Genomic DNA, 13,204 nt, shown 5'->3' with positions numbered 1-13,204 from the left:
CAGTATTTGATAAACAAGACCCGTGATTATAAAATGAACGTCAGGTTATCATGGGCTTGATCAGAGTCAATCAGATTCACCATTTTCAATTTGATTTTCCATTCCCCCTTTTCTTTTATCATTTTGTATCCTATCCACCCGGAGAAGCTTTCCAACACCCCTACACGGAACTCGGAAAGAATAAAATTCGTTCTGACAAACAATTCATCTGTGCTATGTCTTTCCGTCACTTCTATGTTTGTCAGCATGCGTCTTGTTCGTGAAAGAGGCAGCTGTGAATAGGCGTAACCCGTTCTGATCCTATAAATCCTGTCCTCCAGGCGGCGGCGGTCATCAAAAGCGATCGACACTTCTTTCCGCGGATCCCCTCCTCCCGGAACAGTAGGTACCCAGTACAGGGATTCTTCGCTGAAAAGGGAAAGCCATTCTTCCAGGCGAAGTTCATCAATGAGCCTGGATTCTTTAAACAAAACCCGCTCCGCCTCTGCCCGAAGTTCAAGTGAAACAGGAGGAAAGTCGCCATCGAACACTTTCACATCAGATAAAACGTTTTCATAAAACCCGTCGGTCACATAATGGGATGAAAATGAGGTGCTTACTGTTTCTGAAGTTCCTGACAAATCTTCTCACTCCTCTCCACACTCATTAACCGTTTCCACTCCTGGAAATAGCCTCTCATCGGCGCCTCGTCCGTGACAGGTGCCGTAATGACCCCGCGTTCATCGACTGTTTGCCGATCCGGAACATCATAACCCCGGTTAAACATGACCCACTCAACCTCCGGGATACTTAATCCCCTTTGACATTCCGCAAAGTTCGTGACATCATCCGGTTCTCCAAAAGCCGGGAAGTCCTCCTGAGCCCGCATACGCAATGTGTTTATTTCTTCCGGCAGGTTTTCGACAGTTGTTGCATACCATGTTAATTGAGTCTTCTCAGCTGAAATAGGTTCAATCACCTGAATTTGATTTCCTATAATAAGCAAGTTCGGGAAAATGGACAAATTCATTTGTGCCCCTACTGACCAATCCAAGTACTGATCCGCTTTATCTTTATATTTCTTTCTGATCATATCCTCATAAGCTTCACGCCCGGGCTGCGGTCGCTGCTGTTCCCACATATCACCTGTCTCGTTGTACATGGGCCGTTGGTCCAAAAATATATGGCCATTCCCCAAATACTGCACATACATCGGCGAAGAGTCCGGGTTTTTTCCGAAATAAGTCATATCCTTGTCCTCGCCGCTTCCATACCGGTCTCCGACCGCCAATAAAGAGCGGTGTGAAAATGAAACGTGATAGCCGTCACCCGCATTATCAAAAACAAACTTCCAATTCCCGTTCAGCGTCATTCGATGAGCGCTGTTTCTTACTATTAAATTTCCATCGTATCGATCAATCCATTGATCCAGTAACTCCCTGGCATTTCCCAAGTGTTCTTCTAGGCTGGGCGCGCTTTCATTCATCGTTCCAAAAATGAACCCTTTGTAACTTTCCACCCGCGGCACTTGTATTAAATTCAATTCATTTTTATCAAAATTTTCTCCATAAGCCTGTCCCCACGGAACCCCATTCAGCTTTCCTTCATTAGAGAAATTCCAGCCATGATAGGGGCAGGTGAAACTTCTTGCATTTCCTTTTTCCACCCGGCAGATGGTCGCCCCCCGATGAGTGCACCTATTAAATAACGCACGAATGACCTCGTTCCTATTCCGGGTAATGATAATCGGCCGCGGTCCCAAATATCCGGTCTTATAGTCATTCTTTTCCGGTATTTCACTCTCATGGGCTAAGTAGACCCATGTATCGCCGAATACTTTTGTCATTTCCATTTTATAAATGTCCGGATCGGTGTATACAGAACGGTGTACCCGGTCCTCTTGGATCAAATGATCCCAATCCCATTTCGTCAAGTCCCTTCCTCCTCCTTCATATTTATCGATTAATTTCATCCTAACACAAGGTTGAGCGGCTATATTGTTCAAGTTTTATACAATTGGGTCAATATTATCTTTATTCAAAATTTACCCAGATCGAAAGGCGATCTCCTCCTAACCTTCCATATACTGGAACATCAAATCGCCTATTTAGTTTTTAGCTGGTTTAACAGGATTGCGAATATTAGGATAACTCCGGTTATCACACTTTGCCAATAGGAAGATATACCGGATATACTTAACCCATTTTGCAACACACCAATAAACAATACGCCCAAGGTTGTGCCAACTACACCTCCTTCTCCTCCCTTAAAACTTGTTCCACCTAAAAGCACAGCTGCTGCTACCAATAGCTCCGTCCCGATTCCAATTGTAGGTGAAGCAGAAGCAAGCCTTCCAGCTTCAACAATCCCGGCAATGGAAGCATATAGTGCACTTAATCCATAAACTGCCATTAATATCAACGGTACCTTAATCCCTGTTAACTTAGCCGTTTCACGATTTCCCCCAACTACATAAACAGACCGGCCGAAATAGGTGTATTTCAAAAGGATAAATGTGAAGATGAACATTGCAAACATTATGAAAACTGTTACCGGAATTAACCCTACCTCTCCATTGCCAATAAACTGAAGTAGAGAGTAATCATTTGCATATTGGGTTTTCCCATCAGACCATACATAAACAATCCCTCGAAATAGTGACATAGTTCCGAGAGTTACTACGAAAAAGTTAAGACCCATTTTGCCAATAAGAATTCCGTTAGTGAATATACCTATTAGAGTTATGCAACCCAAAGTAACAATGATACTTACTATTTCTGGAATTCCATAATTTAAAAGTGACACTAATACAATACCGCTTAAGGCCAAAACAGCACCGACAGAAAGATCAAACCCTGCAGTTATTAAAACCAAAGTCATTGCCATTGCCATAATCCATATCCCGGATGTTGCATTTAGTAAATTAATCCAATTTTGGAATGTTAAAAATGAAGGATTCATAAAGCTTAAGATCACACAAAGTAAAATAAATAGTGGTCCAATGCCAATAAAACTCAGTAAACCCTTCTTTTTCACTTGGCGATTTACCGTTCCTATAGTTCTCTTAACAGTGTTTTCCATAACATGGTCTCCTCATGCGTAATTAATTTCCGGTTGCATAATACATCACATTTTCTTCTGATAATTCATCCGGATTTAACACTTTTTTCAAATGACCCCGAAACATGACTCCGACCCTATCCGCTATGCCTAAAGCTTCTTGCAAGTCAGATGTGGAAATAATAACTGTTACACCTTCTTTCGAAAGTTTACGCAGTAATTCGTAAATTTGAGCTTTAGCCCCAACGTCGATTCCTCTTGTTGGTTCATCTAGCAATAAGATTTTGGGATGAGTGGCTATTGAGCGTGCAAGGATTACCTTTTGTTGATTTCCTCCCGATAGTGTTTGAATTTCTGTTTCAAGTGAGGGGGTTTTGATATTCATACTTTTAACCATTCGATGCATAATTTCTTTTTCCTGATTGAAATTTACCCACTTCCATATGGAGTTTCTCAAACGCAAACTTAAAACACCATTTTCCAACACTGAGAGTCCGGCAACGATACCCTCAGCCTTGCGTTCAGATGGGATATAAGAAATCCCCCTTTGTACAGAGTCTCTTGGTGAGTGAGGAGAAAATGCTTTTCCGTAAATTTCTACTTTCCCATGAGAAGGATGAACTCCAAATAACCCTCTAAGCATTTCGCTTCTTCCACAACCAACTAACCCGGCAAAAACAAATATTTCTCCTTTTTTAACAGCTAAAGACACCTCTTTAGCGTTTAAGCTATTAAATTTTTTTAGATGAAGTGCTATTTCGTCATAATCAGAAGATGTTCTAGGCGGAAAGTACTCAGACATTTTTCTACCTACCATGGCTGTGACAATATCTTCCTCACTAAAGTTTGGATGTTCTAATTTGCAAATATAACTGCCGTCACGAAGGACTGTTATTTTGTCGCAAAGCCTTATATATTCTTTTAACCTATGAGATATAAAGATGATTATCTTGCCATCCGCTCGTAATTCATCTAACAATAAAAAGAGTCGCTCTGTTTGATCCTCTGTAAGGGAGCTAGTTGCCTCGTCAAGTAATAGTATTTGCGGATTGGCCGCTAGAGCTCTGGCAATGGAAATAATTTGCTGTTGATCCGGCGGCAAATTAGCTACTATCCCCTCTGTATCTATTTCATCGGCTCCAAGACGCTGTAAAATTGACTCGGCTATTTCTTTGCTGGATTTCCAATTTACGAACCATTTTCTATATAAATTACCGGCCAATGCAATATTTTCTGCAACTGTCAGACTTTCGACTAAAGATGGCTCTTGAGTAACCATAGCCACATTCTTTGTGAGATTATTTTTTGTTCTTGATAAACATTCTCCTGAAAATCTAACTTCACCCCAGCTAGCCGGCTCCAATCCAGCCAATATTCGAAGTAATGTCGACTTACCTGAACCATTTTCTCCGGCTAGCCCATGAATGCTGCCCCATTCTATAGACATCGAAATATCAGATAACGCCTGAACACCCGGGTATGATTTAGAAACCCCAATCACTTCTATAGCCCTATCATTGACCGAATGTTTCCTAGAATCTTTCATTACTCTGTCCCACTTTCATCGAATGGATCAAATGACTTTCCTTCAATGATTAACTTCAGTTCTTCTTCCCACGAATCAAATTGTGATAATGTAGTTTTATCCACCATTGGAGAGGGTATGACAGTTTCTGCTGGAATAGTGGCAAGCCCTACCCCTTCTACAAGCAATTGGTGAATATAATCTACCGAAGCTGCCCCTGCTTTTACGGGATTAAGGTTGAATGTTGCATATTCCTTTCCTTGCTCTATTGCTTCTATGCCACTTTCCTCTGCATTAAATCCAATAATCATGATTCCTTCGGGATTTTCTGCAGAGTACAACTTTTTATTTGCATTCAAAACAGCCTGTGCAGCACCAATGGCACTCTCATCGTTATAAGTAAAAAGCGCTTTTAAGTTCGGATTTTTAGTTAATATATTGGACATTAGTGGCTCTGCACCAGAAATATTATCTGTTGGATTATCTTGTTGTCCGACCCACTGTAGATGACTATGTTTTTCAATTTCGGATTTTAACTTTTTCATTATAAAAGTATTGCCTGGAACAGGTACAGCATAGCCAATTCCAGCCACTTCGGCACCCTCCGGCAAATTTTCAGCAAACAGCTCTGCTACCTTCTCGGCCGTATCTCCTCTTCCCAAAATAATTTGATTTGTAAGACCATAATCCGAACCGCCTAATTCAACATTAAAATCAATGCCAAAGACAGGAATATCTTGATCTCTTACACGATCAATTGTTGATGTTAGCGCGTTAGCGTCTAATGGCCACACAACAACAGCATCTACCCCTTGGGCTAGCAAGCTGTCTATATCGCTTACTTGTTTTCCGGGATCCCCTTGAGCATCTATTCCAATTACATCGAAGCCATAAGATTCTCCTCTGGCTTTAATTGCCTCGTACCATGTTTTTACGGTGTTGTTAGCTTCCAAAGCAATCGAAACCCCTACTTTAATTTGGTCCCCTTTAGTAGTCTGCTTTCCGCAACCGCTTACAAAAATTACCATGATGGCAACCGTTAAATAAAACCACTTTTTGAACATATTACTTTTCACTCCCCCTATTTTCCCTAAAACATATTAATTGTTGATCAAGGTAATATCTACATGGTGTTCAGAAAGCCCAAAAATACAGAAACCAAATGATAGCTGACCAAATTTTGTCTGCATTAGGAGTATTTTAAAAACAATTTGAATTTTTCATCCACATCTTAAAATTAAGGACTATTTATTTTCACACGGTAATAATCTCTACAATTTCTAACATTTAAGCTATCTACGAGATGTGGATGATAATCAAAACATTGGAGGCAACCTTACCGCGACACTTCTTTTACTATTCCTCTCTTTTCGTCTTCAATTATTACACCATAGTAGCGTTGTGCAAATTCCTTAGAGATATATCCACATCTCACCTCGTGGGCGACTATATCCACAGGGCGATCTTTAGGATTACCGTAGCCGCCACCTCCGCCTGCCACTTGCTTATATATAGTTCCTTTTGGAATATCGGAAATCAAATCTTTTGTCTTTGATTGATAGACATCACCATTTGGATATTCAAAATGAATATAATTTTCCTTACCTGGTAAACCGCCAAGTATACCAGGAGCAGCTGTTTCCTCCGAAGCTCCGTCTCCAAATACACTAGCTTGTGTTCCCTCAGAGAGAATAGTAAATATTGTTTCTACCCCCATGCCTCCCCGCCATTGACCTGCACCCGCGGAATCTTGGGCATACTCATATCTATGGAGAAAAAGTGGGTTTGTAAGTTCGAACATCTCCGGGTCTTGTGCCGCTAATGCACCCCCTGAAGCAATCAAACCGATATGATCGTAGCCATCTGCCTCTTTTGTTCCTCCGCTTCCACCCTTACATGCATTTATCAATATATCGACAAATGGTGAATCTCGTCTTTTATCCCAACCATTCATGATTGTCCCTAAGAGTGGATTCCAACCAGCTGTAATCTGACCGGGCAATGCCTCAGACAACGCTAGGAATACCGCAGAACAAATTTGATCGCTTAAATGATTACCAAACCCGCTCGCAGACGGATAATTAGGGTTTAGCATCGTTCCTTCGGGAACATATATGGATACGCATCGCTGAATTGCTTCATTCCTTGGAATGTTTTGTTTACTAAGCATAAGGAACGCAATCATCACAGATGAAATCGTAACGGGTAGTGGAGCATTTACATACCCCTTTGTCTGCGGATGTGTGCCAGTGAAATCGAAAGCAAGATGTGTATCCTCCACGGTGACTTTTAAATCGATATTCATACGAGCGTCATGATCAAATCCATCATCTTGTACCCAACATTGGGAGGAATATACACCATTAGGAATTTCCTTAATAATATCCTTGGCCATCTTTTCAGTTGAATTAAAAATTTCTTCAACAACGCTATTATATGTTTGGACGTCGTATTGATCTAATAACTCTACCAACTCGCGCTCTCCGACAACACACGCTCCTATCATTGCTTCAATATCATCAGCTACAATTGGCAGTCGGATATTGCCAAAAACAAAGTCCCAAACATCCCTGCGTTTTTTACCCTTTTCATAAACTTTAAGTGGAGTAATACGCAACCCTTCTTGCCAAAGGTCTGTCGCTTTGGGATTGTACGAACCGGGGACGGCACCTCCGACATCCGCTTGATGTCCTGTGACAACCGTCCAAGCCACACATTCCCCTTTATAAAAAACTGGACGAACTACTTTCCAGTCTGAGTTTTGATTACCTCCAGTAAATGTGTCGTTGTGCAAGAAAACATCTCCCGGATTTAAATCCTCTTTAAAGTATTGGATTACTGCTTTAACACCTGGAGCTGCTGCGTATCCTAAGATTGGAATATATTCAGTTTGTTCCACTAACTCGCCCTCAGCTGTATAAATACCTAACGAGAAGTCTCTACCTTCTACAAGTAGAGGAGAATGCGCACTTCTCTCTATTACAACGCCCATTTGTCTACCTATTGAACGCAGCCGGTTAGAGATAACTGATACTAAGATTGGATCCATCTACTGTCTCCTCCTTTTTTCCATTAGATTTAGAAGCAGTGTCTCTCATCAGGAAATTACCGTATTTCTCCATTGTGATATTGAATTGAGATGGCACCACAATTGTCGTTGTTGTTAACTCGATAATTGCCGGTCCCTGAACAGACGTGCCGGCTTTCATTCTATCCCCATCAAAAACAGGAGTATTTATAAATTCCTTCAAAACCGGATCATAGACTTCCCTATAATTTTTTGGATCAATTCCTTCCGCACCATTTACTGTTTCTAATTTTTTCGGTTCAAATTCAGCAAAACTACCGCGACAAGATAACCTTACATTGATTACCTCAATTTCATGGCCTTCAAGATTATAGCCATATAGCCTTTCATGTTCATCATGAAATAGTTTTTCAACCTCTTTCTTCCGATTTGTACGAATGAGTTCTTCCGGTACTTCTATTGTTACCTCATAATGTTGACCTCTGTACCTCATATCAAGGCCAACCATTACTATATGATCCTCTTCTTCTATACCTTCAGTTATTAGTGCATTAGTACCCTCTATACGGTCATTCTTTAATCTGTCTATTACTTCACCAAAACTAGCATCTTCCCATACCTTTTGATAACTTCGTACATAATCGTGTCTAAGATTCGAGGCCAGCATTCCGACAGCGCATAATACCGAGGAAAAGATTGGAATAATCACTTCTGAAATATTAAGTTCTCTCGCGATCATTGCCGCGTGAATCGGCCCTGCTCCTCCCGCGACAACAAGCGGGAAATCTCGTGGGTCATAACCATTTTGGACTGTTACTTCCTTGACGCCATTTGCCATATTCAAGTTGGAAATTTGATAGATTCCAAACGCCGCTTCTTCAACCGACTTGTTCAAAGGATCAGCAATATGTTCCCGAATAGCATTCCTTGTAAGAGCTGAATCCAATTGCATTTTTCCACCTAAGAAAAAGGAAGGACTCAAGTAGCCGAGAATTAAATTCGCATCAGAGCAGGTAGGCTTTTCGCCTCCTTTGTCGTAACAAACAGGGCCTGGCGTTGCTCCGGCACTTTGCGGGCCAACCTGAAGCAATCCCCCTTTATCAATCCACGCAATGCTTCCACCTCCGGAACCAATGGAATGTATTGAAGCCATTGGTAACGAGATTAAATTCCTATTGATCTCCCCTTCCTTTTTTATTGAGATTTCACCATCTTGAACGATGGACGCTTCAAACGATGTCCCACCCATGTCAATTACAATCGCATTCTCATAACCTGATGCTTTAGCAAACGCTTTTCCCGAAACAGGGCCAGCAGCTGGTCCAGACAATACCGTACTTGCAGGTACCCTGGAAACTGTCTGCGGATTAGTGACTCCACCGCTTGATTGCATAATCAATAGTTCCCCATTATCAAAGCCACTGTTCCTTAACTTATCTAGCAATCTATCGATATAACTGTTCAAAACGGGGCCTACATAAGCATTCATTGCAACGGTGCCTACACGGTTATTTAATCTCATAACTGGCGAAACATCGGTAGATATAGTTACGAAAGCATCCGGCATCATTTCCTGTACAAGCCTTTTTACTTGTATTTCATTATCAGGATTTGCATAAGAATGCATAAAACAGATAGCTACAGACTGAACTTGTTGTTCCTCGAACCACTCTACAGCCTCTCTAACCTCTTCCTCTTTTACTTCTTTGATCACTTTTCCATTTAAATCGGTTCTTTCACTTATCCCTACAACGAGGTCCCTATTAATTAAAGCAGGTGGGGCTGTGTATTTATTGTTATATAAATGTTCCCTGCTTCTGATTCCGCGCCTCATCTGCAGCATATCACGGAACCCCTCTGTAGTGATTAAGCCCGTTTTCGCACCTGTACCTGTTAGGACAGCATTGGTTGTTACGGTTGTGCCATGGACGATTAACTTCGTTTTGTTTAGAAGTTTTTTAGTATCCATTCCCAACTTATTTGATACGCTATTTAGGCCATTTAATACGCCAATTGAAGGGTCCGACGGGGTTGTCGGTACCTTATCAATTAATTGTGTTTGGTCTTTTGTGTTCAAAACTAAAAAATCTGTAAAAGTTCCACCTACGTCAATTCCGATTGTAAATATACCCATTGACTTCACCTCTTCTTTATTTTTGAAGCTTTAACGGAACCTCTTATTAAAAAGTTGCTACCATTTCATTTCTTAAAGATTAACAATCTCATAAGGCAGTTTGCTTAATGATTCAGCCCTGTCCTTCTTAACAACAAACACGTCACAAAGACTTGCTCCAATTGTTTCTTCGCTATTTGAAAAATTAGGATGTATACTTAGCACCATGTTTTCTTCCAAAACAACATCACTATGATCCATGATAATTGGCAAATCATGATCTACCCCAACTCCATGTCCGTGCCAAATTCCCATTTTTACGTCAAGATTTTTTGTGTGCTTATGAATTGCATTAGCTACTTCACCTACAGTAACCCCGGCTTTTATTATGTTTTTAGCTTCTTTCATTGCCTCGACGCATGCGTTGGCAAGTTCCATTGCCTTGGAAGATGTGTTCCCAACAGCAAACATTCCGCCTTTTTCAACCCAATAGCCATTAGAGTCTATAAGTTCAACGTAAGCAGTAACAAGCCCATTATCGCTCAAAGGTTTTGGTGTAGGCTTTCTTAAAAAGTAAGCGCCTTCCTCTACAAAAATTAGAGTGTCTATCGCACCGTTACTTCTAGCAATTTGATCAATTTCCGCTGCAATTTCTGCTGAAGTCCTACCTGGACGAATCGCTTCCTTGAAAGATAGGAAACTCTTTTCAGCAAGAGCGAAAGATTGGCGTATCATTTCAATTTCTTCGTCTGTTTTAATCATTTTGATACGCTCGATCATTCCTGTCGCATCAGTAACATTTCCATTAATATTTCTTGTAATAAAATCATGTTGCTCAAAGCTCATATGAGAGTTTAATCCGACAACACCTGTGTTATGTGGTTTATAGCTATTAATACTTCTAACAATTTCCGAGAACAGATCATTTTCGGAATTAATCACATCACCTGTTCCTACAAAACGGACATCCTCAATTGTTCCCATCTCTTTTGCCAAATGGTAATCCGCTCTAGTGTTATAATATGCTACCGGTTTTTCTCCCCGAGCGTAAATGACTATTCCATGACGTAGTATCGGATAGTAACCTCCGTAGTAAAAAAGGTTTCCATACTGGGTAATAATACCTTTTCCATAAATCAGAACTACGTCATAATTACTTTTTTCCATTACGCGATCTAACGCTCTCCATCTCTGTTCCATTATCACTTCTTTATTTGATTCTAGAATTGTCTCCATAAATATCCTCTTTTCTTCAAAGTTTGTATTCTTCTACACTTTTATCTATTTCAGTAATGCTAATGTTTGTTAAATAAACTCCCCCCTTTTAAAAATATGAGTAAACTTTACATTCAATGGTAATTCTATTTAATCAGAATATATCAAATAGACTTAACTAAGTAAACGACTCCAATTGTAAATAATTATTACATTTGATATATTTAGATAAATTGAATTCTTTAAATGGAGGGATATCTATGGCTTTTAAAAACAAAAAAATATTAACTCTTTCTGAACAAATCTCTGAGCATATAAAGGAGGCAATAATTAGCGGTAGTCTTAAAAAAGGGGATAAGTTGCCACCTGAGCAAGAGTTGGCTGATCAATTTGAAGTTAGCCGACCAACAATCCGTGATGCTATTAAATTACTTTCGGCATCAAAGCTCGTTACTACAAGATCAGGAGCCAAAGGAGGACATTTTGTTTCGGAAATATCTCCGGATTCATTTATAAGTGATTTTAGTGATTATTTATCACTTTCTTTAGGTTTAAAAGGAGTGACTTTCGATGAACTAATGGAATTCAGGAAAATAATTGAAGTTCAATCTTGCATCCTCGCTTCACAAAGAAGGACCGAGGAAGATTTAATTAAACTTAAGAAAATTTTACCGGAGATAAACACACCTCTTAGTGATTTTGAATATTTTCAGCAGGATTTTGAATTTCATAGGGCTATTGCCGCAGCCACTCATAACCCTTTATTTATTATTACAGTGGAGTCTATAACAAATGTATTAAATTTATTCCGGTCCCTACACTTAAATGAATCTTTAAAACAAAACCTTGCTATTGAATTAAGTGATATTTATTCTGCAATCGAACAACAGGATAAGAAAATGGCACAAGAAAAGATGTACTATCACATTAATCACTATGAAAACACTTTGCCGACCAATGCGGAAAAAGCACTACAACCTTTGCTTTTAGAGTAAGACTATTGAGGGTTTTTAGAAGATTGGTTTCGTTGATAGGTGGCAATTAAAAAATTTAAGGCCCCTTTGGACCAAATTGCACCATTAAAGGGGCACGATGTCGCTATAGTAATTGATCACAAAAATAACACCGTTATTCCAGAAATCTTACCAGCAAATATTGTTATTAGGGACCTTCATAGTGACCGTGTTAACGTTTTTTCAGCTGCCTCTTAGGACCGTCCTTAGTTACCATGCTAGCTATTTTCACCGGTGCGGTAACTTAAGACAGCTAGCCTTCTTTTTGACCATCATGTGCGGTTCTAAAAAGCGGTTAACACCGCGTTCGCAATAAAAATAAGGGCCATTCATAAAATTATTTTACACAACTTTCTGATTGGCCCTATTATGATATATCAAAAAGCTACCCGCTCACTATCATTGTAATTTTACAACTCTGCCACCGGCATTCCCACATTCCGGGCAATAATCCTAGCTCCCTTATCATTTGATAGGAACACAAGATTTAGCATGCCATTGTCTCTTTCCCTTAAGTATGTCCCAATGATTTTTTCATCCGGCGAACCGCCAAGGCCATATTTTCTAATATCGTCAGTTTTCGGTGTCTTCAGTATTTTCAGTTGGCCACGCTGCTGGAATTCTTCAATGATGTCAAATGCAAGCTGCGCTTTTTTTCGCGTGATTGGATTATCGTTCTTTTTTAACCCGTCCAGTTCATTAAATACCATCATGCTCATGTTTAGTTTGAAATTCTCTTTTTCCATCAAATATACTAGTAAATCGGGCTCATGCATTAGGATATTCGTATCAACTCCGAATTGGTGATCACCCTGGCTGTATTTTTTCACCAGCTGTGCTTTTTTCATCACTTCTTTATTCCGGTATTGCCGTTCGGCTCTCCTTTTTCCTGATATCGCACTGATTCCGGCGTCAATCAGACAAAGAAGGATTGCTACCACCGTGATATTCCTAATTGTATCTTCTTCAAAAAACAAACCGTTTCTCTGAATAAATATCGCAATTGGAATCAAGGCAGAGAATATAACTGCTTTAACAACCTGCCTGTTATAAGCCTGTCCAAAGCCAAAACCGATTAAAGACAAAATTACAGCCCTTAGTCCTATTGGTCTCGATTTAAATATTTTGTGATGAATTTTCCAAAAATAAAGAATTCCTACCGTATGTAATAGAGCATAATATGTTATCCATAAGCCAAACTGTTCTGTATAATCTTTCAGTAAATAACTGATCCCCATCCCAAGTCTCCCCCCTGATGCTTCCCGTTTATC

10 protein-coding genes are annotated in these 13,204 nt (G+C 40.0%); 1 reads left to right on the top strand and 9 read right to left on the bottom strand.

All coding sequences use genetic code 11. The features are described 5' to 3' along the window. Positions 1 to 26: 26 nt before the first annotated feature. The 8 genes from D4T97_RS01470 to D4T97_RS01435 form a co-directional block, all read right to left on the bottom strand. Entirely contained in the window at positions 27 to 620 is a 594-nt protein-coding gene (locus D4T97_RS01470; RefSeq protein ID WP_235872121.1) for an aromatic-ring-hydroxylating dioxygenase subunit beta, read from the bottom strand. Next, the gene (locus D4T97_RS01465) at positions 596 to 1,912 is read right to left on the bottom strand and encodes an aromatic ring-hydroxylating oxygenase subunit alpha (protein ID WP_206435515.1); all 1,317 of its coding nucleotides are present in this window, start codon (positions 1,910 to 1,912) and stop codon (positions 596 to 598) included. The genes D4T97_RS01470 and D4T97_RS01465 overlap by 25 nt, the downstream gene beginning before the upstream one ends. Before the next feature lie 170 nt (positions 1,913 to 2,082). Then, a complete protein-coding gene (locus D4T97_RS01460; protein ID WP_126046955.1) occupies positions 2,083 to 3,060 on the bottom strand; it encodes an ABC transporter permease in 978 nt (325 codons plus the stop codon). 22 nt (positions 3,061 to 3,082) lie between these two features. Next, positions 3,083 to 4,585 carry a sugar ABC transporter ATP-binding protein gene (locus D4T97_RS01455; RefSeq protein WP_126046953.1) on the bottom strand — a complete coding sequence of 501 codons (1,503 nt, stop codon included), beginning with the start codon at positions 4,583 to 4,585 and terminating at the stop codon, positions 3,083 to 3,085. Continuing rightward, on the bottom strand, positions 4,585 to 5,640 hold the full coding sequence (locus tag D4T97_RS01450) for a sugar ABC transporter substrate-binding protein (RefSeq protein WP_126046951.1): 1,056 nt from the start codon (positions 5,638 to 5,640) through the stop codon (positions 4,585 to 4,587). Before D4T97_RS01450 ends, D4T97_RS01455 begins: the two co-directional genes overlap by 1 nt. Before the next feature lie 260 nt (positions 5,641 to 5,900). Continuing rightward, a complete protein-coding gene (locus tag D4T97_RS01445; RefSeq protein WP_126046949.1) occupies positions 5,901 to 7,613 on the bottom strand; it encodes a hydantoinase B/oxoprolinase family protein in 1,713 nt (570 codons plus the stop codon). Continuing rightward, entirely contained in the window at positions 7,582 to 9,726 is a 2,145-nt protein-coding gene (locus tag D4T97_RS01440; RefSeq protein WP_126046947.1) for a hydantoinase/oxoprolinase family protein, read from the bottom strand. The genes D4T97_RS01445 and D4T97_RS01440 overlap by 32 nt, the downstream gene beginning before the upstream one ends. A 72-nt stretch (positions 9,727 to 9,798) precedes the next feature. Continuing rightward, positions 9,799 to 10,941: a M24 family metallopeptidase gene (locus tag D4T97_RS01435; RefSeq protein WP_126046945.1), complete on the bottom strand. Its 1,143-nt coding sequence runs from the start codon at positions 10,939 to 10,941 to the stop codon at positions 9,799 to 9,801. 239 nt (positions 10,942 to 11,180) lie between these two features. On the opposite strand from D4T97_RS01435, the gene D4T97_RS01430 reads away from it, so the two are divergent. Next, positions 11,181 to 11,915, top strand: a complete 735-nt coding sequence (locus tag D4T97_RS01430) for a FadR/GntR family transcriptional regulator (protein WP_126046944.1) — start codon at positions 11,181 to 11,183, stop codon at positions 11,913 to 11,915. Positions 11,916 to 12,343: 428 nt separating this feature from the next. Here D4T97_RS01430 and D4T97_RS01425 read toward each other — a convergent pair whose 3' ends face one another. After that, positions 12,344 to 13,171 carry a PIN domain-containing protein gene (locus D4T97_RS01425; protein WP_126046942.1) on the bottom strand — a complete coding sequence of 276 codons (828 nt, stop codon included), beginning with the start codon at positions 13,169 to 13,171 and terminating at the stop codon, positions 12,344 to 12,346. Positions 13,172 to 13,204: the final 33 nt, after the last annotated feature.

The organism is Siminovitchia acidinfaciens (assembly GCF_003605385.1).
GTDB lineage: Bacteria > Bacillota > Bacilli > Bacillales > Bacillaceae_C > Siminovitchia > Siminovitchia acidinfaciens.
Note: the sequence above shows the minus strand (reverse complement) of the source record. Positions and strands in the feature narration are given on the sequence as shown.

Bases quoted from the DNA above. Each gene is read 5' to 3' on its own strand.
- D4T97_RS01440 (WP_126046947.1), bottom strand. From the start codon at position 9,726: ATGGGTATATTTACAATCGGAATTGACGTAGGTGGAACTTTTACAGAT.
- D4T97_RS01460 (WP_126046955.1), bottom strand. From the start codon at position 3,060: ATGGAAAACACTGTTAAGAGAACTATAGGAACGGTAAATCGCCAAGTG.
- D4T97_RS01445 (WP_126046949.1), bottom strand. From the start codon at position 7,613: ATGGATCCAATCTTAGTATCAGTTATCTCTAACCGGCTGCGTTCAATA.
- D4T97_RS01430 (WP_126046944.1), top strand. From the start codon at position 11,181: ATGGCTTTTAAAAACAAAAAAATATTAACTCTTTCTGAACAAATCTCT.
- D4T97_RS01435 (WP_126046945.1), bottom strand. From the start codon at position 10,941: ATGGAGACAATTCTAGAATCAAATAAAGAAGTGATAATGGAACAGAGA.
- D4T97_RS01425 (WP_126046942.1), bottom strand. From the start codon at position 13,171: ATGGGGATCAGTTATTTACTGAAAGATTATACAGAACAGTTTGGCTTA.
- D4T97_RS01455 (WP_126046953.1), bottom strand. From the start codon at position 4,585: ATGAAAGATTCTAGGAAACATTCGGTCAATGATAGGGCTATAGAAGTG.